Source organism: Frankia sp. CcWB3 (genome assembly GCF_977927595.1).
Map to the genome: position 1 here is coordinate 15,064 of NZ_CDWRCK010000003.1, position 25,325 is coordinate 40,388.

Below are 25,325 nucleotides of genomic sequence, written 5' to 3' on the forward strand. Positions count from 1 at the left end.
GGATCTGGGGCAGCTCGTCTATTCCGGGCCCAACGTCATGATGGGCTACGCGCGGACGGCCTCGGACCTCGCGCTCGGTCCGACGCTCGACGAGCTGCGCACCGGGGACGTCGCACGCCGCACCGACGACGGCCTGTACGAGATCGTGGGACGGCAGACCAGATTCGCCAAGGTCTTCGGGATCCGGATCGACCTGCAACACGTGGAGGACACCCTCGCCGGCCAGGGGCTCAGCGCCTGCTGCGTGACCGGCGACGACGCCGTCGACGTGATGATCGAGGGCGACCGGGACGCACCTTCGGTCCGCCAGCTGGTCGCGCGGGCCTGCCGGCTGCCGGAGAACACCGTCCGCGTCCACCGCCTGGCCGCCCTGCCCCGCCTGGCCACCGGCAAACCGGACCTGGTTGCGCTGCAGGAGATCGCCCGCGACGCGCGACCGGCGCGCACGACCGCGCCCACCGGACGGGACGGGCCGTCGGACGGAACAGCCGACGTACGTCGGCTGTTCGCCGAGCTGCTTCACCGCGACGATGTCACCGACGACAGCACCTTCGTGAGCCTGGGCGGCGACTCGCTGTCCTACGTGGAACTGTCACTGCGGCTGGAGGACGCCCTCGGACACCTGCCCGCCGGCTGGCACACCATGGCCGTGCGGGACCTGAAGCCGGCCACGCGACCGAAGCGCAGGGCTGGCGGCTCTGGCGGCTCGATCGAGACCAGTCTGCTGCTCCGCGCAGTCGCGATCGTGCTGATCGTCGGGACGCACGCCAACACCTTCGACACCGTCGGCGGCATCCTCGGGGGCGCCCATCTCCTCATCGCCGTCGCCGGCTACAACTTCGCCCGTTTCCACCTGACCGCGGCGCCGCGGCGCGACCGGGTCCGCGGGCTGCTCCGCAGCATCGCGTACCTCGCGGTGCCGAGCATCGTCTTCATCACCGTACTCGTGCTCGTCATGGACGAACACGGACCCGCCAACATCGTGCTGCTCAACAGCGTGTTCGGGCCGGGCCGCGCGGGCCCGCCCTGGGAGTTCTGGTTCATCGAAGCCCTGGTCCAGATCCTGCTGGTCCTCACGGCCCTGCTCGGCGTGCCGGCGTTCGACCGCTGGCAGCGGCGCCGCCCGTGGGCCGTCGCCGCCAGTGTCCTCGCCGCCGGTCTGCTCACCCGCTTCGACGTCGTGGCCCTACCGCCGGGACCACGCCACACCCAGACGTCGGTGGCGGTGCTCTGGCTGTTCGCACTGGGATGGGCCACCGCCGCCGCGACCACGGTATGGCAGCGGCTGGTCCTCACGGCGGCGGCGGCACTCACCATCCCCGGGTTCTTCGCTGACGCACGCCGGGAGCATGTGGTGCTCGGCGGCGTGCTCCTGCTGGCCTGGACCACGAGCGTCCGCTGCCCACGCCCGCTACGCCGGCTGGCGGGCCTGCTGGCCGGCAGCTCGCTCTACATCTACCTGACCCACTGGCAGGTGTTCCCCCTTCTGCAGGACGACCATCCGGTCCTGGCGCTGCTGGCCTCGCTCACCGTCGGCGTCGCCGCGTGGAAGGTCTCGTTCCATGCCATGGGCCTTCTCGGCCGGCTCACGGCAGGCGTGCCGATCCCGCTCGGCGCCAGGCGTCTGCTCCGCGGTTCGCCCGCCAGCGCCCCCGGCTTATGCCACTCGTCACATTCCACGGCGCTAAGGTAAGCATGAGTTAACTTCTAGACCGATTAGAGGTTCGAGGTCGGTCGGACGTGTCTGTCCAGGTGAAGTGTTCAGGTGGAGGAGCCCGATGGGTTCGATAGGAAGAACCTTGGTCGTGCTGGTGACGGCCACCTGCCTGGCCGGCCTGGCCGGCCTGTCAGCGTGCGGCTCGGGGGACGACGGGAAGACAATCACGCTCTACAACGCGCAGCACCAGGACCTGATGCGGGTGATGGTGGACGCGTTCACCAAGCAGACCGGCATCAAGGTCGAGCTGCGTCGCGGCGGCGACCCCGAGCTGGCGAACCAGATCGTCCAGGAAGGCGACAGCTCGCCGGCGGACGTCTTCGTCACCGAGAACTCGCCGGCCATGACGCTGGTCGACCGCGCCGGCGGCTTCAGCAAACTGGACCGGGCCACCCTGGGCCAGGTGCCTGACCAGTACGTCCCGAGCACCGGCAACTGGGTCGGTTTCGCGGCCCGGTCGACGGTGTTCATCTACAACCGCGGGCAGGTCGCCAAGAACGAGCTGCCCGTGTCGATCATGGACCTGGCGGGACCGGCATGGAAGGGGAAGGTCGGTGTCGCGGCGGCCGGAGCGGACTTCCAGGCCATCGTCAGCGCCGTACTCGCGGTGAAGGGCGAGAGCGCCACCGCCGAGTGGCTCGCCGGGCTGAAACGCAACGCGAAGATCTACGCCAACAACATCGCCGCGCTGCGCGCCGTGAACGCGGGCGAGGTCCCCGCCGCCGTGATCTACCATTACTACTGGTACCAGGACCAGGCGGAGTCGGGCAAGGACAGTAAGAACGTCGACCTGCACTTCTTCGGCCACCGGGACCCGGGCGCGTTCGTCAGCGTCTCCGGCGCCGGCGTCCTCGCGGCCAGCGACCAGCAGGCCGAGGCACAGCAGCTGGTCACCTTCCTCACCAGCGACGCCGGGCAGAAGGCGCTGGTCGACAGCGGTGCCCTGGAGTACGCCGTGTCCGACGCGGTCCCCACGAACCCTGCGCTGAAGCCGCTGTCGACACTCGATCCGCCCGACATCGACATCTCGACCCTGAACGGACCAAAGGTCGTCGAACTGATGCAGCGGGCGGGCCTGCTCTGAACGGTCAGCCCACGACGGCGGGATGGTGGGTACGCACCAGCCCGGCGTACCCGCGCCCGCTGCTGCTGGCCTGCGTGCTCGTCGCGCTGCTCGCGGCCGTCCCGCTGTTCTTCGTCGTCGGGTACACGGTCAGCGTGGGCTGGTCGGAGGCCTGGCGGCTGCTGATCCGGCCCAGGGTCGGCGAGCTGCTGGCCAACACCACCAAGCTCGTGACCGGCGGGATGGTGGCCAGTGCCGTCCTGGGCACGGCCGCCGCCTGGCTGGTGGAACGGACGACCCTGCCGGGACGACGGGTCTGGCACGTGCTACTCGCCGCTCCGCTGGCACTGCCCGCGTTTGTCGTCAGCTACGGCTGGGTCTCGCTGACCGCGGGCGTCGAGGGATACCCGGGCGCCCTGCTGATCGTGACACTCGCCTACTACCCGCTGGTCTACCTCCCCGTCGGCGCGACCCTGCGGGGGCTGGACCCGGCGCTGGAGGAATCCGCCAGGTCACTCGGGCTCGGCCCGTGGCGGACGTTCGCCAGGGTCGTGCTCCCGCAGCTGCGCCCGGCCGTCCTCGGCGGGTCGCTGCTGGTCGGCCTGCACCTGCTCGCCGAGTTCGGCGCCCTGCAGATGCTGCGGTTCTCCACCTTCACCACGGCCATCTACGACCAGTACCTCTCGTCGTTCAACGGCCCGGCGGCGAACATGCTCGCCGGCGTCCTGGCGCTGTACTGTGCGGTCCTGGTCGGCGCCGAGCTGAGCCTGCGCGGCCGGCACCGCTACGCCCGGCTCGGGCCCGGAGCCAGCCGCACCGCGCAACCCGCCCGGCTCGGCCGGCTCACCGCCCCCGCCGTCGCCGGGCTCGGCGCGGTCGTGGTCCTGGCGCTCGGCGTGCCGCTGGTGAGCCTCGTCCGCTGGCTGCTGGTAGGTGCCTCCGCCGCCTTCCCCGTCGGCGAACTGGCCGCCGCTGCCGCGACCGCGGCCGGGCTCGGCCTCGTCGGCGCGCTGTGTACCGTCCTGTTGGCGCTTCCGGTGGCGTGGCTCGCGGTACGCCACCCGGGCCGGATCGGGACACTGCTTGAACGCAGCACCTACACGGCCAACGCGCTGCCGGGCATCGTGGTGGCGCTCGCTCTCGTCACGGTCTCGCTGCACATCCTGCCGGCCGTGTACCAGACCACCACCCTCCTGATTGCCGCCTACGCGATCATGTTCCTGCCGCGGGCCACGGTGGCGGTACGGGGCGCGATCGCGCAGGCGCGACCCGTCCTGGACGACGTCGCGCATGCCCTGGGCCTGCGCCCGGCGCAGGCCTGGCGGCGGGTCACCCTGCCGCTGATCGCCCCCGGGGTCGGCGCCGGCGCCATCCTGGTGTTCCTCGCCGTGGTCACCGAACTCACCGCGACCCTGCTGCTGTCACCCACCGGCACCGAAACCCTGGCGACCGAGTTCTGGAGCAACGTCCGCGACGTCGACTACGGCGCGGCCGCCCCCTACGCGGGGTTGATGGTGCTGCTGTCGGCCCCGGCGACCTTCCTGCTCACCCGTTCCGTCAGGAGAAGCACGTGACAGCGCTGACCGTCAGCCAGGTCACCAAGCGGTTCGGCGCCACGACAGCCCTCGCCGGGATCGATCTACGAGTGCCCGAGGGCAGTGTGACGGCCGTACTCGGGCCGTCGGGCTGCGGCAAGACCACCCTGCTACGGCTGGTGGCGGGATTCGGCGACCCGGACGGCGGGACGATCGACTTCGGCGCCGAACGGGTGTTCAGCCCCGGTCGCAGCGTTCCCGCCCAGCGGCGGCGGGTCGGGTACGTCCCGCAGGAAGGTGCCCTGTTCCCGCATGTGGACGTCGCGGCCAACATCGGGTTCGGCCTGCCCCGCGCCGAACGCCGATCCGCCGGGCGTGCCGCCGAGCTGCTCGACCTCGTCGGGCTGGACGCGAGCCTGGCCTGCCGGTTCCCCCATCAGCTCTCCGGCGGCCAGCAGCAGCGCGTGGCGCTGGCGCGGGCCCTGGCCCCGCGGCCGTCCCTGGTGCTGCTCGACGAGCCGTTCTCCTCCCTGGACGCGGGGCTCCGCCTGAACACCGCCCGCGCCGTCGTCGAAGCGCTGCGCGCCAACCGGACCACCGCGCTGCTCGTCACGCACGACCAGAACGAGGCGCTGTCACTGGCCGACCAGGTCGCTGTCATGGCCGCCGGCCGCATCGCCCAGACCGGCACGCCCCCGGGCGTCTACGCCTCACCCGGCAACCCGACCGTCGCGGCCTTCGTCGGCGCCGCCGTGTTCGTGCCCGCCGTCGTCACCGGGCTCACCGCCTCCTGCGACCTTGGTGAACTCGCCGTCCGGCCCGGGTCTCCCCAGGGCGAGGCGCGCCTGCTCGTCCGGCCGGAACAGATCAGGCTCCTCGCCGCGGCGGACGGCGACGAGAACAAGAACCAGAACGAAGACCGAAACGAAGACCGGAACGGGGAGCGGGACAAGGACCGGAACGGGGTGGTCGGCCGGGTCACCGAGGTGCGGTACTTCGGCCACGACGCCACCGTCCAGCTCCGGCTCGACCGGTCCGGCCGCACCGTGACGGCGAGGGTGCCAGGGCACCAGCTCCCCGAACCCGGCACCCACGTGCGGCTGTCGATCACCGAGCCCGTCACGGCCTTCCCACCCCACTGACGCCAGGCGGGTCACAGCGCCAGGCAGGTCACAGCGCCAGGCGGGTTTGCGGGCCTCAATCAGAAACCGCGTCGCCCAGGTGACGAATGGGCTTTCGGCGCGGATCTGGTCGTACAGTGACCGCAGGCGCGCGTGGTACCGCTCGACGCTGAACTCGGGAACGGTCCAGATCACCTTCCGCAGGAAGTAGATAACCGCGCCGACGTCGAGGAACTCGGTCCGCAGGGACTCCATCCGCAGGTCGACGATCTCCAGGCCGACGGCTTCGGCCCCGCCGCGGGCGGTGTCGGGGTGACGGGTACGGGGCGCCGAGGCCGGCAGCGGTCCCAGGAAGTACTCGCTCAGCTCGAGCATGCTCGACGGCCCGACCTGCTGGGAGAAGTAGCGACCACCCGGCCGCAGCACCCGGCCGATCTCCGCCCAGCAGGTCACCACCGGATGACGGCTCACCACCAGGTCGAACGTCGCATCGGCGAAGGGCAACGACCTGTCGTCGGCGGCCACGACGGCCACGCCGCCGGGACCCAGCCGCGCGGCGGCCCGCGCGATGTTCGGCGCCCAGGACTCCGTGGCCACCGTGCGCCCGGCCAGCCGCGGCAGTCCGGCGAGAACCTCCCCACCGCCGGTCTGAACGTCCAGGCCCACGGCGGCCCGACCCATCCGCTCGCCCATCAGCCGGGCGTAGCCCCAGGACGGACGCTGCTCGGTGGCCCGCCCGTCCAACCAGGAGAAGTCCCAGCCGTCCACCGGCACCGACGCCGCCTCAGCAACAAGATCGTCGAATTGGCGCGCCATAGGCCGACCATGGCAGCACATCCACGCGGTCGCGAGCGAATTTCCTGCGCCGCCTCGCGGCCACGGTCCGGACGGTTCCAGGGCAGATGCCGGTAAATCTGGGGGAGGTAGTAACGCTCCGCGGGTCGAAAAGCGTGACTACCTCCCCCAAAGTCGTCGGGGGTCGGCGGGGTGTCCGAGGCCGCGGCCATGGCCGGCTACGCGCACGACGCGCTCGGCGTACCGGCGGAGAAGATCCTGCTGGAGACCTCGGCGCGGAACACCTGGCAGAACATCAAGCTCACCCTGCCCTTCCTCGAGACGGCGGACACCGTGGCGATCGCGTCCGATCCGCTGCACGCGGCGCGGGCCCGCCGCTACCTGTGGAAACTACGCCCGGATCTCGCGGCCCGACTGGTTCCCGCCGACGACTACCGGTTCCTGGATTACTGGTGGCTAAAGCTCCCGAGGGCCGCCAACGAGCTCGGCCGGGCACTCCGCTGAGCCACGGGTAAGCCACGGGTGCCGACGCAGGGATCACTCGCCCGCCACGCCCCGCCAGAGCTTGGCCGCACGGATGAACAACGCGCCGAGCTCGCTCAGGTCAGCGAGCGTAGCTCCCGTTCACCTTGTCGCTGTCACGTTCCGTGTCGTCACGTTCCAGGACGGCCAGCCTGGAACCTCATCTTCACGTGAGGTCAAGGTGCTGTGAACAGGGCACAGGCGGAATCGGACCTCGGCACACGAGGCCGTGATCTCGACGCGACCGGGCGGGCGCCGGGGGGTAGATATCGACGGATCGTTACGAACCGGACATGACGCCGCAGCCCATCTTCGGCACGCTGGGCCGCACTGACCGTTCCGGGAACAGGTGACGAGGAAGCGGATGACCACGTTTTACGAGATCCTGGGCAGGGAGGCCTCGATCGCCGGGGTGGTGGCCACCTTCTACGATCGCATCCTGACCGATCCGGAGCTGGCGCCCTATTTCGCCAACACCGACCTGGCCAGGCTCCGCACCCACCAGGTCGCGTTCCTCGTCGCCGTGACCGGAGGCCCGAAGGCCTACGAGGGTCGTGATCTCGCGGCCGCCCATGCGGGCCTCGCCGTCACCGACGCCGCCTTCGACCGGATCGCCGGGCACCTCATTGCGGCTCTCACCGACGCCGGCCTCGGCGCCGGCACGGTCGCGGCGGTCACGAGCGCCCTGCTACCGCTACGCAGGTCGATCGTCACCGCCTGACCGTCACGTCACCGAACGACAACAGGTCCGCCGGTTGATTCGTACAGTCAGACTTATGACGTCGCCCACGCCTATGACGTCGCCGGCGGGAACCGCCCGGATCGACACCTGGATCTGGTGCGTGCGCCTGGTCAAGGCGCGATCGCAGGCGACCGCCGCCTGCCGCGCCGGCCATGTCCGCCTCAACGGCGAGCGGGTCAAGCCGGCCCATCCGGTGCGGGCCGGGGACGAGATCCGGGTGCGCCAACCCGGGCACGAACGGGTCGTCGTCGTCACCCGGATCCTGCACAGGCGGGTCGGCGCGCCCGTTGCCGCGGAGTGCTTCGTCGACCACAGCCCGCCGGTCGCGCGCGAGGTGCCGCCGGTGGTGGCCGTGCGCGATCGGGGCGCCGGGCGGCCGACGAAGCGCGACCGGCGGGCGCTGGAACGCCTGCGCGACCAGCCCCGCTGGCCGGACGCACAGTAGCGGCGCCGCTGATGCACGGTAGCGGCACTGCTACTGGGAGCCCAGTAGCGGCGCCCGGTCAGGCGAAGCCTCGGTCGAGAGAGTCCGCAATCGCCCACACACCATGACCATCCTCAGGAACCTCGCCCTGGGATTACTAACCCTGGACCACCCACCATGGGATTACTTCGCATCAACGGTATGAAGAAAATGAAGAAAACGACCGAGTACATTGCCGGTGACCGGGACCGAGCCCTGCCGCTACGTGCCGCGTAGCGTTACCCGCGCCTGCAGAATCCGATCGTGAGGTTGATCTTCCTGGACGACACGGCCGGATCGCATCCCGCCGCACCGACCGGCTCGAACTAGAGTCAGGACCATGGGGCGAGCGTCATCCGGGTTGGCTCGGCGGAATTCGCGATGAGCTAGCGTGAGCAACCGGGCGTGGACATCCTGGACCATTCGGCGGGGCAGCCCGCCCGTAATGGGCCTCCGGTCCGGTTCAGCATTGTGATGCCGACATACAACCGCTGGGACGTGGTATTGTAGAGTATTGTGGGACTCAGGCACCTCGATATGCCGTGGCCCTGCGAACTGATCGTTGTCGTCGACGGTTCCACAGATGGCACCGAGAAGGCTCTCCGGGCCGTCTCCCTGCCGTTCTCCAAGCGTATCCTGTGGCAGGAGAACGCGGGCGCGGCTGCGGCGAGAAACCGTGGCGCCGCGAGCGCGCTCGGCGAGTTCATCCTCTTCCTCGACGACGACATGGCGGCGGACCGGCGGCTCCTCGTCGAGCATGAAAAGCTTCTCGCCGACGGCGCCGACGCCGTGGTCGGCCACATCCCGATGCACCCCGCCTCGCCGCCCACGGTGCTCACCTACGGAGTCGACCGGTGGGCCCGGGCGCGCCGCCGGCGGCTGCTGCGGTCGGACGGGCGGCTGACCGTCGCGGACCTGCTCTCCGGGCAGGTGTCGATGCGGGCGTCGACCTTCGTCAGGCTCGGCGGTTTCGACACGAGTTTTACCGCCGGCGGCAGCTTCGGCGGTGAGGACACCGACTTCCTCTACCGGCTGCTGCAGAGCGGTGCGCAGGTTCGATTCGCCGCCGACGCCGTCTCCTACCAGCGTTACGTCGTTTCGCCCGAGGCGCACCTGAGGCAGTGGACGCAGGCCGGGCAGGCCGATGCCGCGCTTGCCCGAAAACATCCGGGTCTCGGTGACCTGCTCTTTGCCCAGCATGGCGGGAAGACGGTCAAAGGAATCCTCGCCAGGGCCGCGGCGGCGGCACCACCCTGGGCGTCCCGCGCCCCGGCGGGTCTCGTGCTCGGAAGGGTCAGCGCCGGGAAGGTGGACCGGCCCACCAGATGGATGTTCCTGGGACTGCGGGACTGCTCCTACTGGCGGGGAGCCCGCCAGCGCGGCGGCCTCCTGCACGCACCGGACGTGGGCCTGCGGGTCCTCGCCTATCATGCGATAGAGGACGTGTCGGATCCCCTGCTGAGCAGGTAAGCGGCCCCTCCGCCGCAGTTCCGGGCCCAGCTGACAGCCCTGCTGGACGCCGGCTTCGCCTTTGTCGGGGCCGATGAGCTCCTGCGTCATCTCGACGGCCGGCCCGCCCGGCATCAGTCCCTGGTCCTCACCTTCGACGACGCCTATGCGAGTCTGTTCGAGCATGCCGTGCCCGTCCTTCGGGAACTTGGTATTCCCGCGACGGTTTTCGTGGTCACGAAAGAGATCGGCGGTTGGAACAGGTGGGATGCGGTGAACGGCGCCGCCAGGCTGCCGCTCCTCGACGCGAGCCGGCTGCGCGCCCTTCACCGGGAAGGCTGGGAAGTGGCGGCGCACTCCCGCACTCACGGGAGTTGACGAGGATGAGCAGGGCCGGCCTGTGGGACGAGCTTTCCGCGGCGCGCAGCGACCTCGCGGCCATCGGGCTGCCGAGGCCACGCCTGTTCGCCTATCCCTACGGGGAACATGACGCGCGCGTGCGCATGATGGTGAAGAAAGCGGGATACGACGCGGCGTTCACACTGCTGACTCGGCGTGCCTTCCCGACAGCTCAGGACCGCTATGCCCTGCCCAGGATCGAGGTGGGGCGCCAGACCCGCGTTGATGCGCTCGTCGAGACGGCACGCAGACCGCAGGTTTACCGACGCCCCGACCTCGAGCGGGAACTGGGTGGGGCATTGCGTCGAGTTATCCCGGCCCAACGGACGATCCGCGGACGCGCCGGGGATCACGAGGCGAGGAGCGCCGGATGAACCCGCACGGGAATCGGGAGTCCCCAACCGGTCCGGCCGCGACCGGCCCAGCCCCAACCGGTCCGGCCGCGACCGACGAGGGTACCTGCTGCTGTCAGCTCGAGGTGTCGGCCGAGGGCGTCGTGCGCTCGGCCGTGCCGCCACGCGACCATCAGCGACGTGCGCGGGTCCTCGTCCTGCTGCACGGTGAGCCGCTCGGCTATGCTGCGGCCGCCAGGACGGCCACCGGCATCGACGTCGATGAGCTGCTCGGCAGGGTCTGGTCGGAGTTCGGCGGGCGCATGAACGATCACCTGGTCAGCGAGGGTCTCCGCCCGCTCGAGCGCCTCGAGGCCCGCACCAGGCCTGCCGCAGCCACCGAGGCCTGCCCAAACAAGGTTCAATCCACAGATCTCGATTCCACGGATCTCGTCTCCGTCGTCGTCCCCACCAGAGACCGCAGTGAGATCCTGGCCAACTGCCTGCGTCGACTCACGGAGATCACCTATCCGGCCGTCGAGTTCCTCATCGTGGACAATGCACCGTCGAGCGACGCCACGAAGCGGGTCGTCGACTCGTTTGCGGCCACCGACGAACGATTCCGCCATGTCCCCGAACCACACCCGGGTCTCTCCCGCGCCCGCAACCGCGTGCTCGCGCTGGCGCGGGGGGTTTCCGGCGCCAGCCGGACGTTGCGTGCGTCACGGGACTCGTCTGCACGGCGAGCATCGCGAGCGCGGCCGAAGCCTACTTCGACGCCCGGGCGTCGTACTGGTCCACCCGCTGCGAGCCGGTGCTTTTCGACCTCGCCGACAACGAGCGGCACGGTCCGCTGTACCCCTACATAGGTTTCGTCGGCACCGGCGCGAATTTCGGGTTCGACGCCGCGTTCCTGCGGGACCTCGGCGGCTTCGACGAGACGTTGGGACCGGGCACCAGGAGCCGGGGCGGCGAGGACCTCGACCTCTTCGTGCGCAGGCTGCGGGCGGGCCGAGCGATCGCCTACGAACCAGCCGCCTTCGTCTGGCATCACCACCGCGCCGACGACGCGGCGCTGCTCGCCCAGATGTTCAGCTACGGCTCCGGTTTCACTGCCTTCCTGGCCAAGCTGCTTCTCCAGCGGTCGACCCGGGGTGAGGTGGTACGTCGCATCCCACGAGGCCTGCGTGGGATGGCCCGCATCGGCCATGCGACGAGCCAGCGGCTCGACGGGCGGGTCCAGGCCCCGAAGGGTGCCCTGCTGCGGGAGTTCACCGGCTACACCGCCGGACCATTGCTCTACGCCCAGGAGCGGCGAGCAGCCGCCAAGCAGTGAGACAGAAGACAACAAGGAAGGCGGTGACGTGGTGCAACGAGGAGGTCTCATGGCGCCGAATACGGAGGTCGAGATAGAGAAACTCCCACCGGAATGGGCTCTCCGCTGCTACCGGCGATCACCACGAATGGTGCAGCAAAAGGCGCAGCAGATAGCATACTGGACGTTGCGGAACGCGCCGGGACACCGGGTTTCGTGGGGGAACATGAAACGGGTCAGGCCGTTCAGCGACCGCTACGGATGGGACCGCGGGCTGCCGGTCGACCGGCACTACATCGAGCAGTGGATCAGTCGGCATGCCGACGACATCCGGGGGGTATCTCGGCCGGGTCGGCCGAGCCGTCGGCGTCGAGCGTGACAACAATGTCCCCCGATGCCACGGCAAAGCCGCAGGCCATGGCGTTGCCCTTGCCGTATCGGGTCTGGCGGACGACGACCACGCCGGGGCGTAGCTCGCGGGCCAGTCGGACGGTGTCATCGGTGGAGTTCCCATCCACCAGGATTATTTCGGCGTCCACCGGAAGTCGGCCAAATACTTCCCGCAGATTCCGCGCCTCGTTGAGCGTCGGAATCACCACGCTTACCGATGACGAATCACCCGAACCAGACAAGGACGCCCCCTGGACAGACCTGGATGGCCGGTGGACTACGGTGGAATTTCGTCCTGCCGAGCTTCCGACCACGCGCTCGTCACGCGCCGTGACTCTAAATAATGGATGTTGATAGCTCCGGAAGCCCGGTGCTGGCGTGTCGCCGACGGGGGTCGGGATATTTCCTCATCGTCGGCGGCGGACGGTACGCAACCGGCGGCCCAACCGTTTCCCCGGCCGGTCGGGGCATGGCCAGCGGATGCGTTCACCTAGACACGGACGCGGCGGCGATACGCGTCCAGACGGGGTGGCCAGACGGGGTGGCCAGACGGGGTGGCCAGACGGGGTGTCCAGACGGGGTTCTGGACGCGCGACCACTGAGGTGCGTACGTTCGCCACGACCGGCGGGTCACTGGGGCTGCTCACCGACTGGCTCACCTTCGCCGGCTACGGGAGCGGATCGTTCCAGGTCCAACCCAGCAGCAACTATGAACACCCACTGCCATCCGATGGAGCGGAGAACAACCGATATGGCCAAGGCCGGGGAAACCGCACGACGAAGGCCCGAGGTGCCTGACTCAACCGGAGGGCGGGACGAGGACCCCGCGATGCTCTCGTCGGTGGCGGCCACGCCCCGGGACACAACCATCCCGGCTATTCCGCAACAACGGCAACCAGAGCCGCCGGCAGCCGGGCCGCCGGAGTGGAAGGTCCGGCTGACCGCCAGAATCTTCATCATCGATGCCACGGCAATCACGGTCGCGCTTACCTGTTCCTATGTCCTCCGGTTCGGCATGAATTCGAACCCAACCGTCCACGGGGCGTCATATCTCTCCGTCGCGATAGGTATCGGGCTGGGCTGGCTCGCCATGCTCGGCGCCGCCGATACCTATCAGACGAAATATCTGGGCATCGGAACCGAGGAATACCGGCGGATCAGCGTCGCGACGTTCCGACTGTGGGGCACGACGGCGATCCTCTCCTACGTCCTGCGCGCAGAAGTCGCTCGCGGGTTCTGTCTGGTGGTCCTGCCGCTGGGGCTGCTGCTGCTGATTACCGGTCGGATGCTCGCCCGCCGGCGGCTGGTGGCGGCTCGGCGGGCCGGCCGTGCCCGCCACCGGGTTGTCGTCGTCGGTGACCGTAGCACGGTGGCCGAACTCGTCAGCGAGTTCCGATATGAACCCGCGGCCGGATTCGAGATCGTCGGCGCATGCCTACCCCGGCAGGACGACTACTCGGCCGATTATTTTCCCTTTCCCGTCCTCGGTGCCCTGCCGGCGCTGCGGTCCGCCGTCGCCCGCGCTATGGCCGACACGGTGGTGGTCGCCTCATCCGCGGCGGTCAACATCGAAGCCGCCAAGCGGATCGCCTGGGACCTCGAGGGGACCGGTGTCGATCTCGTCATCGCGTCGAGTATGGCCGGAATCGCCGGACCGCGGGTTTCCCTGCGGCCGATCGCAGGTCTCCCCCTGCTACACGTGGAGAGCCCGGTCTATACCGGTTGGCGAAAGGTCGCCAAAGACATCTTCGACCGAATCCTTGCCGCCATGGCCCTCGTTACCCTGTCTCCGCTGCTGCTTCTCGTCGCGTTGACCATCCGGGTCGACAGCACCGGACCGGCGTGGTTTCGCCAGACCCGGGTGGGTAAGGACGGCCGCGAGTTCCAGATCCTCAAGTTCCGGACGATGTACGTGGACGCCGAACGGCGCCGGGCAGCCCTGGAGGAGCGCAACGAGGCTGACGGGCCACTTTTCAAGATTCGCGACGACCCCCGCGTCACTCGGGTCGGACGGACGCTACGGCACCTGTCGATCGACGAGCTGCCGCAACTCGTCAACGTCCTCCGCGGCGAGATGTCGCTGGTGGGGCCGCGGCCGCCGCTGCCGGCAGAGGTCGCTCAATATCACGACTCCGTCCACCGTCGATTCAAGGTCAAGCCCGGCCTGACCGGACTGTGGCAGGTAAATGGGCGTTCAGAACTGCCCTGGCGGGACGGGGTGCGGCTCGACCTCTACTATGTCGAGAACTGGTCGATCATGCTCGACCTCGCCATCATCGCCCGGACTGTTCGCGCCGTTCTGCGGCGGTCCGGCGCATTCTAGGCTGGCGGAAGGGGCGGATAGCCGGCCCGCCAGTCGGCCCGCCGAGTCCAGACGACGCGCCAGCCGCCGCTCCCGGCGCCGGCCGGCCGGCCGGTTACCGTGGCGAGGGCCGCCCGCAGCGCCACCCCGAGGAGCAGCATCGCCAGACACACCGTCCGGCGCCACCCGGTCCAACGGGTCCGCGCCAGTGTCACCTTGCCCGTCATCACCAGCACGTGCTTGTCCGCCCATCCGGCGGAGGACGCACCGCCATGGTGAACCACGACCGCGCCGGGTGTGATCACGGGATCCAGGCCGGCTCGGCGGGCCCGGATCGACAGGTCGACGTCCTCGCCGTACATGAAGAAACGGGGGTCGAAGCCACCGAGCTGCTCGAACAGCGCGCGTGGGATGAGCAACAGGCAGCCCGTCACCACCCCCACGGCCCGAACCGTGTCGCGAGGCCACGGTCCCATTGATTCGGGATCGAACAGGGCCGAACGCCGGAAGGCGGTGGACAGTCCGAGGCCGAAGCACACATGGCTCCAGACGGTCGGGACAGCCCAGCACGACCTGGGGTCGATGGTCCGGTCCGGACCGAGGGTGCGACCGCCGTAGATGCCGTGCCTCGGGTTGGCCCGCGCGAAGTCCAGCAGGTTCGCGACCGCGCCGGGGAGCACCACCGTGTCGGGGTTGAGGAGGAGCAGGTACTCCCCCTTCGCGTGGGAGGCCGCGAGGTTGACCGCCCGGCCGAAGCCGAGGTTCGTCCTCTGCTCGATCAGGTTCACCGCGGGAAACCGACCACGGATGATCGAGACAGAGTCGTCCGTGGAGGCGTTGTCCAGGACGATCATCTCGGTCGCTAGACCGTCGGACGCGGCTACACAGGACTCCAGGCATGCCGCCGTCATGGCGCCGGTGTTGTAGGAGACGATCAGGATCGAGACGTCGACGCCCATTTCCCTCTCCAGACCCAGGTAATCTGTGACCCAGGTAATCTGTGACCCAGGTAATCTGTGACCCAGGTAATCTGTGACCCAGGTAATCTGTGTCGGCAGTGGTGGTCCGGCCGTCGGCCGTAACGCTGATCGTGCCAACTGGCCCCGGCCGCCAGTTCCTGCCTCACCCTAGACGACGGGTTGTCGTTCGGTTGGTTATCCGACCGCGGGCCGGTGGCGTTTCTGGCGCATTCCGGGTCCTCGCAACGCGGGCCAGCATTCCCACCCGGTCCCCGGTCGGCTCCTCGGGGTCAGCAGCTCCGCTGCCAGATCAGTGCCTTTGCGAGGGCGCCCCATTCGTAGGCGATCGCATAAGGCCATTCCCGGAGGCGACGCGGGCCGACCACAGTGACCCGCAGATCACCGTGGAAGCAGCGGCTGATGCGGACACGGGCGCGGGTGTCCTGCGCGCGGCCGGTGACGAAGAGGATCCTGGTCCAGCCATGTCGGGCGGCGAGCTCAGCGGTTGCCCGCGCCTCGCCCCGAGTGGTCACCGGGTGCGGAGAAAAGCAGATCACCTCCACCTTCGGTGCCTCGTGGGCGGAGCACCACCGCATCCCGGGGGTAGACATCACGAGGACGGGAGCGTAACCGGTACGGGCCAGTTCGATCGCCTTGCCGGTTCTGTCCCCCGGACCCGCCAACATGACGATGGCGTCCGCCTGGACGGGCACGTCGGCGGCCGGGAATACGAACAGCCGAAGGGTAAGCGCGGTGAAACCTGCCAGGACCACCGCGAACAGCATCACGATGAGCCGGCGTCGCCCCGCTCGTCCCCACCGGTGGCGCGCAGCCCGGCCCGCCTCCGGCGGGGGGCCGGATGACCGCCGCTCACCGGCCGGCGGTGACGACGCAGCGGAAACCACACCATCATTCAAACATGCCGGTACCTGACCACGACCGAGGAAATCGTCGGTGCCCGAGGACCCCGGCCAGCCCCGAACCCCCATCTGTCAGTATTTCTCCTGACCACGGATTCTCCGTTTCCCGGGCCGGGCTAGAGGTCTCTCAACAAAGTCGCGAACCGGCGGGCCTGGGCTTCCGTGTTCAGGCGGTGCTCGACGTCCAGGTGGGCGGCCGCACCGAGCGCGGCCGCCCGGTCCGGGTCGAGCACCAGCTGCACGACCGCTTCAGCGAGCGCATCGGTGTCGTAGGGCGGAACGAGAATCCCGGTACGGCCGTGATCGACGTAGTCCCGGATGCCGGGGGTATCGGTCACCACGACGGGACGACCACTGGCCATCGCCTCCAACACGACGGTGACGCCGCTCACGTGAAGATTGGGCCGGAGGCAGACGACCACCATCGATGCGGTCCTGTACAGGTCGCTCACCTCGGGAAGAGTAAGACGGTTCCGACGCCGGCCGAGCCACGGTGGCACGGCCACGTTTCGGGCTGTCACCAGCTCGAGTCTCAGCTCCGCCAGCCTCATCTCCGCCAGCCTGCTCCGCCCCTGGGACAGGCCGCGGACCAACGTTTCGAAGTCGCGGTGCCGATCATTTCCGACACTCACCACGGACCCTTTCTCCGGAGGGTTTCCAGATGGCCGGAAAAATGTGGAGTCGCCCCCGAACGGAACGTACGAGAAACGGCTTTCAGGAATGCCAAGCTGCGTTCGGAGCGGCGGAATCTGGGCGGTGGAAAGCGTAAATATCCGACTGGCCCTTCGCAGGGCGCAGCGGGCGATCTCCAGCGAGCCGGGCCGTCGACCGGCGACATCGGCCAGCCAGTCGCCAGCGCCGGGCGTCACCACGGGAAGTGTCGTCGGGTCACCACGCACGCACCCGGTCCGGCCACGATGGTCTACCGTGTGTGCCGCCCGCCTACCTGAATACGACTGCGTCGCGCGGGCCGGCGCCGGCCTGGGGTGATCAGACAGTGGATTTTGTCATGCAACAGTCGGATCGCGCCGACCCGGCGAGCGGAAAAACCCCCGCAGCCCCGGCGCACCATAAGCATGCGCGCGCAAGCGTCGTCATTCCGGCCTATAACGAGGCGGCCGTGATCGGCCGCTGCCTTGACCGGCTCGCCGACGGCGCCGCCCCCGAGGACCTGGAGATCGTCGTGGTCGCCAACGGCTGCTCCGACGAGACCGCCCGTCGGGCCCGCGACCGAGGTGTCCGCTGCGTGGAGACCGCGAAGGCCGGCAAGGCGGCCGCGCTGAACCTTGGCGACGCCGAGGTCACCGCCTTCCCGCGATTCTATGTGGACGCCGACCTGGAGGTGTCCGGCGCCGACCTGCTGCGGGTGGCCGACGTGCTGCGGACCGGCCCGGCACTGGCCGCATCACCGCGCCTGACAATCCATCTTGCCGGCACGAGCCGCGTAGTACGCGACTACTACCGCATCTGGCTGCGGCTGCCCTATGTGCGCAACGGCCGAATCGGTGGGGTCATTGGAGTGAGTGAGCAGGGCCGGGCCTGTTTCGATCGTTTCCCGGACGCAATCGCGGATGACTTCTTTCTCTATCACCGGTTCGCACCGGATGAGCGATGCACGGTCGACGGCACCTGTTTCGTCGTACATCCGGCCCGGACCGCACGCGACCTCGTTCGACAGAAAAGCCGGGTTTTCGCCGGCAACGCCCAACTGCGCGCCCTCGGGCTGGCGCCCGCGGGCGGTCCCACGAAGGGTGGTCGTGGCCTCGCCGGCGGGTCCGTGGACTGGCTCAGGGTGGTCCGCGCCGAGCCCCGCCTGCTCGGCGCGGCGCCGGCGTATCTCGCGGTCTCCACCGTGGCGAAGGTGCTCGCCCGCCGGAAGGTTCGCCGCGGGGACCTCGGCACGTGGGAGCGCGACGGCAGCAGCCGCGGGGGCAGCCCGGCACCATCGCCATCGCCATCGACATCGACATCGACATCGTGTCTCTGACCTTGCCTCGGGTCCGGCTACTCATCGGGTCCGGCCACACAGGACCACCGGCTGGCCGGTGTCCGCCCAGACGTTCCCGGCACTGAAGAAAGTGGTCTTACCGGCATCGTCGTTGCCCAGCCGGCAGACACTCCAGCGGAAGCCGCGGCCGAAACGGTTGTCCGTCACGCGGAGGTTCCTGGCAGCGACCACAAGCGTCGTTCCGCCGGCGTTCAACCAATTGTGGTCGATAACCACATCACGGTTACCTCCGTTCGCCCACTCCAAAAAGACGACGGCTGTCTGGGTCTTGTCGTACGGGGAGAGGTCGAGGTTGTTACACACCACACTCAGGTCCCGGACCCCGCGGACCTGGATGCCGTCGGTATGGGCCCCTTTCGGTGGCCTTCGGTCATGGACGTAGTTATGACGGATGGTGACGCCGGAAACCGGTCCGAGCGTGGACGAGATGTGGAAGCCGTCGTCGCCACCGGAAAGATTACTGTACTGGATGACGTGACCTGCGCCACCTCTGATTGCGATCCCACTTGTCGCCACGTGATCGATCAGCACATTACTTCCGCGCACGCGGATGCCATCGTGGACGATCGAGTTTCTTATCGTCACGTTGTCGGCATAGATGTCGATGAGTCCGGAGAACTCCTTGTTCTCCAGTACCTGTCCGGGAGTGGCCAGTTTCCCGGCGGGCATCGGCTGGAACCGGGATCCGGGCGCGGGGCCGGTGTTCGAGGCGTCCGGCTTGCGGTCGCATCCTCGGGCCGCGGCCGGGTCGCCCCCTGGTAGGCCGCGGGTCGCGGCACCGCCATCCGGTGAAACCCCGGCCGGGACAGTGGCGGGGGCCGGTGTGCCCGCCGTCCGCGCGGGCCCGTCTCTCGAGCGAAGGGCGACCAGCAGCCCACCGCCCGCCACCAGCGCCACGAGCACCGCCACGGATCCAATCAGGACATACCGGTGTCGATTGGTCAAATCAGCGCGAGCCATCGAATCCTTCCAGAGCTATCCCACCGAGCCGGGGGCCGCGCCGTACCGGCCCTTTTCGTGGGTCTGGAGACCCGAGCGGGGAACTCCAGCCGGTCTACGCCTGCACTGCCAGGAGACGGGGCTCGGCGGGCGCGGCCGGGCCGAGGACGAAGTCCAGGAAGGCGACGTGCCGAGCGGACCAGCTGTTGTCCGCGACGAAATCCAGCCGGTCAGCCTCCGTGACGGCCGGCCAGGTCAGGATCTCGTTCATCGCCGCCACCGGATCGTCCCCCGGGCGCAGCAGTCGGACCCGCCGCCCGATGCCCCGAACCGGGGCAAGGTCCGTGGCGAGGACGGGACGCCCGGCTGCCAGATATTCGTAGATCTTGATGGGGTCCATAGCCTCGGTCAACGGAGTGCTCCGGTGGGTGAGCAGGCACACGTCGGCCGCGGCGATCAGACCGGTCACGGCCGGCCGGGGCAGATGTCCGGGCAACCGCACCGACCGCAGCATCCGCAGCGACCGGACGGAGGCCTCGTCCGGGATGGGGCCGGCCAGAATCACGGTGCCGGCCGACGCCAGGCCGCGAATCATGTCCAGATCGAGGCGGGTGTCGACGGTGCCCGCGTACACGCACCACGGCCGAGGGAGGCGCCGGAGCCAGTCCGGCGGGGACGGCGGGCGCAGCCACTCGGCCGGGTCGACACCGTTGTGCACGACCAGCCCGGCACCGGTCGGCCCGGCACCGGTCGGATGGAGGCGTTCCAGCAGCGGCCTGGACACCGCGATGACCGGCAGCCGCCGGCGCCGGATCTCCTCGTAGGCATGCCGGAAGGCCGGATGCCACCGCCGTAGCGATGGGTGGGTCGCCCAGTCGTCCCGGGCGTAGTACATGACCGAGCCGGCCCAGGACATGTCGGCGAAGCCCGCCAGCGGCGGATACATAGTGATCACGACGGGTCGTTTGCAGCCGGCCCGGCCCGCGGCCCGGCCGAGCCTCCTATCATACCGCCGATAGGCCGCCCGCAGCGACGGCAGCGTCACCGGGTCCTTGCGGCGCCACCGCTGCGGCGACACCAGATGCCCCTCAACGCCACCGGACGGTGGCAGGACGGTGGTCCGGCCGCCCCGCAGCACCGTACCGAGGTGGCTCCGAAACGGCTCGGCCACGACCACGCGCCGGACCCTGGGCGATCGCAGCAGGGTGAGCAGTAGACGATCGGGAGGACGCATGTACGCCCTGATCGCCATGTCCTGGAGCGTCTCGATCGGCAGGGCCAGCACCACGTCCCGCTGGCCCGCCGTGGGGGCATCTTCCATAAGAGTGGACTCCTTCACCGTTGAGCCATCGGGTTCACCCGTGAGCCGTCGGGCCCAGCGCGTCGTCTCTGCGCGACGACGCCGGAGCAGGCTGCCCCGAGCCGGCGCTCGCGCGCCGGGCATACTGCAGTAGGTCCGCCAACGCGGGTGGGCGTTGTCTCCACGTGATCATGATGTAGGTCGCGGCACCGGCCAGCACGCTCGCCAACAGGCACACTGGGCGGGCAAGCCGGAACCCGTGGGTGAGCCACTGGACAGCGGCCATCACGGCGACGGTCCCCGCGGTCGCCACGACGTGCGGCCAGACCGCGGTGACCAACTCGCGCGGCTTCGCGTCCACCAGTCTGAAGGGAATCGCGAAGCCGGGCGGTAGCAGGAGGACGATCACGATGGCGTACGCCGCCGCGACCCCGTTGATTCCCCACGGCAGGCCGGCGAAGTAGCTGCCGAGCATCAGCAGGCCGGAGAAGATTCCCCAGCGCAGCAGCAGGTCGGTTCTTCCCTTCACGTTGTAGAGGACCCCGACGCTGAAACTCACCGACTGGATGCCGCCGATCGGGGCGAGCAGCCAGATGAGCGGCACCAGCCGTTCCCAGCGCGCGCCGAGCACGACCAGGACGACGTCGCGCGCGACGACAGTGAGTCCGGCCATGACCGGAAAACAGACCAGAGCGGCGAGCGCGCATGACCGGAAATAGACCCGGCGGATCGCGGCGTGATCGTCCTGGAGCCGGGACAGACCGGCGAACATGACTTCCTGGAACGCCGTAGAAACAGTGCTCACCGGATACATGAGCACCCGCTGCGCCAGGCCATAGTAGCCCAACTGCTGGGCTCCGAGGAAATGCCCGACAATCACCTTGTCGCCGTGCAGCAGAAAGAAGTTGAAGACGCTGAACCCGCTCAGGTTGGCGCTGAAACGCAGCACGGACCTGACCTCGGCGGGGCTGAACGACGCCCTGGGACGCCACGGCGACTGCAGCCACGCGACGAGGGTGGTGACCCCGAATCCGACCAGATAGCCGATGACCAGTGACCACACCTGGTAGCCCAGCAGGGCGAACAGGATCGAGCAGGCCGCGTTGGCCGCCGTCCCGATGATATTCGCCGCGGCGACGGCACCGAACTTCATCTCCCGGCGGAGCAGCCACTGCTGCAGGTCACCGAGGCTGGCGAGCAGCAGGCCGAGGCCCAGGACCTGGAGCACGGGCGTCAGCGCCGAGTCACCGTACAGGCTGGCCAGGCCGGGCGCCAGCAACGCCAGCAGGCCCGAGATGACCAGACCAAGCCCGATGTTGAGGAAAAAGACGCTGCTGAGCAGCCGCTCGCTGATCTTGTCTCGTTGGACAACCGCCATGCCGGTCCCGAAACCCCGCAGAATTTCGAGGAACATCACGATGACCAGCGCCATCGTCATGAGACCGAACGCCCGCGGTTCGAGCAGGTGAGCCAGGACGACCTGGACCAGCAGGCGGGTGACCTGCACGACAACCTGGTTCACCGACATCCACCGGGCTCCGCTGGCCATCGAACCGCGCGGCGCCCGACGGGGCGGCGACGGCTCCGCCACGGTCTCCCCCGCCCCCAACAGGGCGGACGACCGGGTCACGGACGACCGGGTCACGGCCGGTGGCTGGCTCACCGCTGCCACCCGGAGGCCAGGACCGCCGGTGCGGGGGTCATCCGCCAGAGTGCTCCGGCGCAGCCGATGAGCAGGAACAGCAGGCCGGCAAGCATCGCGAAGCTCAGGGCGTCGAAGGTGAGGAAGCTGACGACCCCGGCCAGGATCGAGGCCATCAACGCCTGGCCGAGTTCCCGGTCATGCTGTTCCCGGGCCCGACGCCGCGCCCCACGGGCCACCAAGAGACCGACGGCGACCCAGACCAGCAGCACGGTTGTCCCGACGACTCCGGTCTCCAGCACCGAGCCGAGTAGCTGATTGTCAAGGTAGAAGTACTGGTGGGGGGTGAATGTGCCCAGTCCACGGCCGAGGAGCGGCCTTTGCGTGAACAACTTCCAGGCCTGGGCGTAGTCCTCGGTGCGGCCGGTCACGCTGGGGTCCGCGCCGGCCCGCAGGAACAGCGAGACGGTCGCCTCGAGCAGACCGGGAAACAGCGTGTGCAGGACGAGGACGGACCCGGCCAGCGCCAGCAGGCCGTTGAGGCGGCGGCGGACCGGCCAGACCGCCGTCAGGGTCAGGATCGCCACGGCGGCGCTCACGGCGGTGCTTCGCGAGACGCTCATCGGCAGGACGGCCCCGATGACGGCGACCTGGGCCCAGGCACCGACCCGCGCCCACCCGCGGGCGGCGACGGCGTAGTACAGGGCCAACGGCAACACCACGGCCAGGACAACCCCGAACTCGATCGGATGCACGGCCGTCGCGGCGACCCGCTCGAAGCCAGACCGGACGTCGACGCGATCGACGTCCGGTCTGAGCGACATTCCCGGGGGGACCAGGACGGCGCTGTAGTTACGACCGGTCAGAAACTCGATCCCGCCGATGGTGGCCATGAAGGTGGCGCCCAGCACCACCCGGCGCAGCAGGCTGTCCAGCCGGGTCCGGCACCGGATCGCATCGGCGGCCAACAGCGTCACCCCGGCCTGCGCCACGACCGTCACGAGACTGCGATGAGCGGAGCTGACCTCTGTCGCTTCCACCACGCGGGTGAACATCATCGCGAAACTGAGCGTGAGAACCCATACGAGTACCAGCGTCGCGGCCCGCACCGGCTGGAACACCGGGTCGAACCGGGCGCGTCGTGCGGCCTGGTGAACCAGCCAGCCGGCAAGACAGCAAAGGCCGACGGGCACGGTCAGCTTCCCCAACGGCGGGAGCCGGTAGGTCGCCGGCACGGCGAAGAGAACGAAGACCATCAACGTCAGCAGCGTCACCGCGTCCCGCCGACTCGCCAGCAGGGGCACCGCCACGGCCGGGACGGCCAGCACCACGGCCGGCCCGACCGGCCCGAGCACCATCGCCGCCGCTACGGCGGCGGATCCGAACGCGACCGCGGCGAGCACCGGCCCGGCGGCGCCAGGTGCCTGGCCGGCACCGAACGGCCCGGCCCCCGGCGCCGCCGGGCCGGTGAGAGAGCCGGCGGTCATCCGGCCACCAGCCCGCTGGTCACCGGTTCACCTCTCACCGGTTCGCCTCGAACCGCCAGGCGACCCGTCGAGTGCCCGCCATGGGATCTTCGGGGAGTGCGTGCCGTCCGCGCCGACCCCGGCCACGGCCACGGCTGGCGCCCGCCCGGGCGGGACCGTAATGCTCCGCCCCTCCCCGTGACCGGGCCCGGCGCCCGGCCTCGGCGTCGACGGCAAGCGCCAGCCCCAGCGCCGCTGCCACGCCGAGGAACGCGACGGTGCCAAGCAGCTTGAGGCTACGGGCGGGCTGCACGCTCGTCAGCGGCGGCTCGGACAGCGGCGCTATCCGGTAACGCTGGTCCGGCGGCACAGCAGACTGCAGATCGTTCGACTTCGCGGTGATCACACGTACCACCTGATCCAGGGTGCGAGTGGCCTCGGTGGGATCGGCGGCCGTGGCCGTTACATCGAGGAATACCGTCTCCGGTTGCACCGAGATCTCGTAGTCACCATGGAATCCAGCCGAACGGATCTCCTCCCGCACCTGCCGAGAGTCCATGATCTTCGACTCCGTGAGAGCCAGCAACTTGAGTGAATCGCCAAAGTAGGAGAGCGGGTTGACGGGCTGCAGGATAAACCCGGAACCGGAGGAGGATGTGGCGAGCTTCTGCTCCACCGACGGGCCGACCACGAGGACCATGGCCTTCGACTGGTAGACAGGCTTGGCGACAGACATCGTGATCCCGATTGCGGCCGCCGTGGCGAGCAGGATCGGAAGCATGACATACCATCGGCGGAACGCCGTTCTGGAGATCGTCACGATGTCCATGTCGGACTCCCCCGGTAAGCCGACGACGCCGACGGCGAGGCCTGGTCCGCACCATGACCAGAAGGTTCTGTCATTCGGGGCTCCAAGGATTCATACGCCTGAACCGATCCCATCATCAGCCTGGATCGATTCAATGTAGTCGCCCTGCGCCGCGCCGATATGCAGGCCGACCCGCGTGTCGTCGCGCTACCCGGACCGGTGGGATGGGGACTTCGCGGCGAGTCGGGTCCCGATTCGGGTCCCGAATGTCATGCGTACCTCGCCGCCCATGTGCCGAGCATGGGGCAATGCCCACTGCCGCCCCAGAACCGCCAGGCAGCGAGCCCGCTCGACCCGGTCGAGCCGGTCGTGGGACAGGATCACATGAATCATCCGGACGGTCTTCTCCACCATCGGCAGCGACGGTGCCTGCCGGTGCTGGTCAAACCACAGAGCGCGTTCCTCAGCACCCGGGTTGGCATTCATCGAAGTGTTCTCGTGGAAACGCCTGAGAAACAGGCGTTCGGGCACCTCGACAAACTGTCCACCCAGGGCGAGTTGCGCCAGGAGAACCACGTCGGAACCGACGTATTTTCCGATAAGATCCGTCTTCAGGATCGCTTCTGCCCGTATGACACCGAATACCGGATGGTATTCGGTGCGGGTCGACAGGAAGTGTCGCAGACGCTCGTGCGGCGTCGGCTCACACAGGTTCATCCCATCCTCGAAGCCACCGGTCACCGTATCGTTCAGGTCGATGAGCGCCGTTTTGGGGTAGGCCAGGACGGCAGTGGGCGACGCGGCGGTCAGGGCCGCGACGCACCGGCTGACGAACGCGGGGGCGCAGAGGTCGTCGTGGGCGGCCCACTTGAAGTAGGTTCCCTCGGCGAGGTGGACGATCCGGTTGTAGTTCCAGGCCGCGCCGCGGTTCACCGGACTCCGGTGGTACTCGATCCGCGGATCCCGGCGGACGAATTCCCGGCAGATCTGCTCGGTTCGGTCGGTACTGCCGTTGTCGGCGACGACGATCTGAAGGTTCGGGTAGTCCTGCACGACGATCGACTCCAGCGCCCGGGCCAGGAAGTTCTCCCCGTTGAAGACGGGTAGTCCCACCGTCACGAGCGGCCGGGCGCTGGAG

23 protein-coding genes and 2 pseudogenes are annotated in these 25,325 nt (G+C 69.0%); 14 read left to right on the plus strand and 11 right to left on the minus strand.

Going from position 1 to position 25,325, the window contains the following annotated elements; all coding sequences use genetic code 11:
- From ACY5KJ_RS00770 to ACY5KJ_RS00785, 4 genes are all read left to right on the plus strand, one after another.
- Positions 1-1,693 (plus strand): acyltransferase family protein (locus ACY5KJ_RS00770; protein WP_462202484.1); only part of this gene is annotated, 1,693 nt, incomplete at its 5' end.
- 85 nt (positions 1,694-1,778) lie between these two features.
- Positions 1,779-2,801 carry an iron ABC transporter substrate-binding protein gene (locus ACY5KJ_RS00775; protein ID WP_462202485.1) on the plus strand — a complete coding sequence of 341 codons (1,023 nt, stop codon included), beginning with the start codon at positions 1,779-1,781 and terminating at the stop codon, positions 2,799-2,801.
- Positions 2,798-4,354 (plus strand): ABC transporter permease, encoded by a 1,557-nt coding sequence (locus ACY5KJ_RS00780; protein ID WP_462186946.1) that lies wholly within the window; start codon positions 2,798-2,800, stop codon positions 4,352-4,354. Before ACY5KJ_RS00775 ends, ACY5KJ_RS00780 begins: the two co-directional genes overlap by 4 nt.
- A complete protein-coding gene (locus ACY5KJ_RS00785) occupies positions 4,351-5,457 on the plus strand; it encodes an ABC transporter ATP-binding protein (RefSeq protein ID WP_462202486.1) in 1,107 nt (368 codons plus the stop codon). The genes ACY5KJ_RS00780 and ACY5KJ_RS00785 overlap by 4 nt, the downstream gene beginning before the upstream one ends.
- A gap of 42 nt (positions 5,458-5,499) precedes the next feature.
- Here the strand turns inward: ACY5KJ_RS00785 and ACY5KJ_RS00790 are convergent.
- A pseudogene (locus ACY5KJ_RS00790) lies at positions 5,500-6,252 on the minus strand (class I SAM-dependent methyltransferase); the annotation flags it as partial.
- 171 nt (positions 6,253-6,423) lie between these two features.
- Here ACY5KJ_RS00790 and ACY5KJ_RS00795 point away from each other — a divergent pair.
- The 8 genes from ACY5KJ_RS00795 (at position 6,424) to ACY5KJ_RS00830 (ending at position 11,474) form a co-directional block, all read left to right on the plus strand.
- Entirely contained in the window at positions 6,424-6,735 is a 312-nt protein-coding gene (locus ACY5KJ_RS00795; protein WP_462186938.1) for a YdcF family protein, read from the plus strand.
- A 382-nt stretch (positions 6,736-7,117) separates the two neighbouring features.
- On the plus strand, positions 7,118-7,474 hold the full coding sequence (locus ACY5KJ_RS00800) for a group I truncated hemoglobin (protein WP_462186939.1): 357 nt from the start codon (positions 7,118-7,120) through the stop codon (positions 7,472-7,474).
- A 55-nt stretch (positions 7,475-7,529) separates the two neighbouring features.
- Entirely contained in the window at positions 7,530-7,940 is a 411-nt protein-coding gene (locus ACY5KJ_RS00805; RefSeq protein WP_462186940.1) for an RNA-binding S4 domain-containing protein, read from the plus strand.
- A 555-nt stretch (positions 7,941-8,495) separates the two neighbouring features.
- Positions 8,496-9,428: a glycosyltransferase family 2 protein gene (locus ACY5KJ_RS00810; RefSeq protein ID WP_462186941.1), complete on the plus strand. Its 933-nt coding sequence runs from the start codon at positions 8,496-8,498 to the stop codon at positions 9,426-9,428.
- A gap of 81 nt (positions 9,429-9,509) precedes the next feature.
- Positions 9,510-9,785, plus strand: a complete 276-nt coding sequence (locus ACY5KJ_RS00815) for a polysaccharide deacetylase family protein (protein ID WP_462186947.1) — start codon at positions 9,510-9,512, stop codon at positions 9,783-9,785.
- Between the two features lie 5 nt (positions 9,786-9,790).
- On the plus strand, positions 9,791-10,180 hold the full coding sequence (locus ACY5KJ_RS00820) for a polysaccharide deacetylase family protein (RefSeq protein WP_462186942.1): 390 nt from the start codon (positions 9,791-9,793) through the stop codon (positions 10,178-10,180).
- 281 nt (positions 10,181-10,461) lie between these two features.
- Positions 10,462-11,007, plus strand: a complete 546-nt coding sequence (locus ACY5KJ_RS00825) for a glycosyltransferase family 2 protein (protein WP_462186948.1) — start codon at positions 10,462-10,464, stop codon at positions 11,005-11,007.
- Positions 10,953-11,474, plus strand: a complete 522-nt coding sequence (locus ACY5KJ_RS00830; RefSeq protein ID WP_462186943.1) for a glycosyltransferase family 2 protein — start codon at positions 10,953-10,955, stop codon at positions 11,472-11,474. Before ACY5KJ_RS00825 ends, ACY5KJ_RS00830 begins: the two co-directional genes overlap by 55 nt.
- A 314-nt stretch (positions 11,475-11,788) precedes the next feature.
- On the opposite strand, the pseudogene ACY5KJ_RS00835 reads toward ACY5KJ_RS00830, so the two are convergent.
- Positions 11,789-12,085, minus strand: a pseudogene (locus ACY5KJ_RS00835) (glycosyltransferase family 2 protein); the annotation flags it as partial.
- Between the two features lie 548 nt (positions 12,086-12,633).
- Between ACY5KJ_RS00835 and ACY5KJ_RS00840 the strand changes: the two are divergent.
- Positions 12,634-14,166, plus strand: a complete 1,533-nt coding sequence (locus ACY5KJ_RS00840; protein ID WP_462202489.1) for a sugar transferase — start codon at positions 12,634-12,636, stop codon at positions 14,164-14,166.
- Here the strand turns inward: ACY5KJ_RS00840 and ACY5KJ_RS00845 are convergent.
- The 3 genes from ACY5KJ_RS00845 to ACY5KJ_RS00855 form a co-directional block, all read right to left on the minus strand.
- Complete coding sequence (locus tag ACY5KJ_RS00845; protein ID WP_462202490.1) at positions 14,163-15,104, minus strand: glycosyltransferase family 2 protein; 942 nt, start codon at positions 15,102-15,104, stop codon at positions 14,163-14,165. The two genes, ACY5KJ_RS00840 and ACY5KJ_RS00845, sit on opposite strands and share 4 nt — an antisense overlap.
- Positions 15,105-15,394: 290 nt before the next feature.
- The gene (locus ACY5KJ_RS00850) at positions 15,395-15,889 is read right to left on the minus strand and encodes a YdcF family protein (protein WP_462202501.1); all 495 of its coding nucleotides are present in this window, start codon (positions 15,887-15,889) and stop codon (positions 15,395-15,397) included.
- A gap of 251 nt (positions 15,890-16,140) precedes the next feature.
- Positions 16,141-16,656 carry a glycosyltransferase gene (locus tag ACY5KJ_RS00855; RefSeq protein ID WP_462202492.1) on the minus strand — a complete coding sequence of 172 codons (516 nt, stop codon included), beginning with the start codon at positions 16,654-16,656 and terminating at the stop codon, positions 16,141-16,143.
- Between the two features lie 377 nt (positions 16,657-17,033).
- On the opposite strand from ACY5KJ_RS00855, the gene ACY5KJ_RS00860 reads away from it, so the two are divergent.
- Positions 17,034-18,011, plus strand: coding sequence for a glycosyltransferase family 2 protein (locus ACY5KJ_RS00860; protein ID WP_462202493.1), 978 nt, complete (start codon positions 17,034-17,036; stop codon positions 18,009-18,011).
- 21 nt (positions 18,012-18,032) lie between these two features.
- Here ACY5KJ_RS00860 and ACY5KJ_RS00865 read toward each other — a convergent pair whose 3' ends face one another.
- The 6 genes from ACY5KJ_RS00865 to ACY5KJ_RS00890 form a co-directional block, all read right to left on the minus strand.
- Complete coding sequence (locus tag ACY5KJ_RS00865) at positions 18,033-18,701, minus strand: right-handed parallel beta-helix repeat-containing protein (protein ID WP_462202494.1); 669 nt, start codon at positions 18,699-18,701, stop codon at positions 18,033-18,035.
- Between the two features lie 385 nt (positions 18,702-19,086).
- Positions 19,087-20,292, minus strand: a complete 1,206-nt coding sequence (locus ACY5KJ_RS00870; protein ID WP_462188460.1) for a glycosyltransferase — start codon at positions 20,290-20,292, stop codon at positions 19,087-19,089.
- A 34-nt stretch (positions 20,293-20,326) separates the two neighbouring features.
- Positions 20,327-21,934: a lipopolysaccharide biosynthesis protein gene (locus tag ACY5KJ_RS00875; protein WP_462188461.1), complete on the minus strand. Its 1,608-nt coding sequence runs from the start codon at positions 21,932-21,934 to the stop codon at positions 20,327-20,329.
- On the minus strand, positions 21,931-23,400 hold the full coding sequence (locus ACY5KJ_RS00880; protein WP_462188462.1) for an O-antigen ligase family protein: 1,470 nt from the start codon (positions 23,398-23,400) through the stop codon (positions 21,931-21,933). The genes ACY5KJ_RS00875 and ACY5KJ_RS00880 overlap by 4 nt, the downstream gene beginning before the upstream one ends.
- A gap of 34 nt (positions 23,401-23,434) precedes the next feature.
- The gene (locus ACY5KJ_RS00885; RefSeq protein ID WP_462188463.1) at positions 23,435-24,208 is read right to left on the minus strand and encodes a Wzz/FepE/Etk N-terminal domain-containing protein; all 774 of its coding nucleotides are present in this window, start codon (positions 24,206-24,208) and stop codon (positions 23,435-23,437) included.
- 186 nt (positions 24,209-24,394) lie between these two features.
- A partial coding sequence (locus ACY5KJ_RS00890) for a glycosyltransferase family 2 protein (protein WP_462202496.1) occupies positions 24,395-25,325 on the minus strand: 931 nt, incomplete at its 5' end.

What these genes read in the sequence shown, in the direction of transcription:
- ACY5KJ_RS00775 (WP_462202485.1), top strand. Translation starts at nt 1,779, where the DNA reads ATGGGTTCGATAGGAAGAACCTTGGTCGTGCTGGTGACGGCCACCTGC.
- ACY5KJ_RS00800 (WP_462186939.1), top strand. Translation starts at nt 7,118, where the DNA reads ATGACCACGTTTTACGAGATCCTGGGCAGGGAGGCCTCGATCGCCGGG.
- ACY5KJ_RS00805 (WP_462186940.1), top strand. Translation starts at nt 7,530, where the DNA reads ATGACGTCGCCCACGCCTATGACGTCGCCGGCGGGAACCGCCCGGATC.
- ACY5KJ_RS00810 (WP_462186941.1), top strand. Translation starts at nt 8,496, where the DNA reads ATGCCGTGGCCCTGCGAACTGATCGTTGTCGTCGACGGTTCCACAGAT.
- ACY5KJ_RS00820 (WP_462186942.1), top strand. Translation starts at nt 9,791, where the DNA reads ATGAGCAGGGCCGGCCTGTGGGACGAGCTTTCCGCGGCGCGCAGCGAC.
- ACY5KJ_RS00825 (WP_462186948.1), top strand. Translation starts at nt 10,462, where the DNA reads ATGAACGATCACCTGGTCAGCGAGGGTCTCCGCCCGCTCGAGCGCCTC.
- ACY5KJ_RS00845 (WP_462202490.1), bottom strand. Translation starts at nt 15,104, where the DNA reads ATGGGCGTCGACGTCTCGATCCTGATCGTCTCCTACAACACCGGCGCC.
- ACY5KJ_RS00850 (WP_462202501.1), bottom strand. Translation starts at nt 15,889, where the DNA reads ATGCTGTTCGCGGTGGTCCTGGCAGGTTTCACCGCGCTTACCCTTCGG.
- ACY5KJ_RS00860 (WP_462202493.1), top strand. Translation starts at nt 17,034, where the DNA reads ATGCAACAGTCGGATCGCGCCGACCCGGCGAGCGGAAAAACCCCCGCA.
- ACY5KJ_RS00865 (WP_462202494.1), bottom strand. Translation starts at nt 18,701, where the DNA reads ATGCCCGCCGGGAAACTGGCCACTCCCGGACAGGTACTGGAGAACAAG.
- ACY5KJ_RS00870 (WP_462188460.1), bottom strand. Translation starts at nt 20,292, where the DNA reads ATGGAAGATGCCCCCACGGCGGGCCAGCGGGACGTGGTGCTGGCCCTG.
- ACY5KJ_RS00880 (WP_462188462.1), bottom strand. Translation starts at nt 23,400, where the DNA reads ATGACCGCCGGCTCTCTCACCGGCCCGGCGGCGCCGGGGGCCGGGCCG.
- ACY5KJ_RS00885 (WP_462188463.1), bottom strand. Translation starts at nt 24,208, where the DNA reads ATGGACATCGTGACGATCTCCAGAACGGCGTTCCGCCGATGGTATGTC.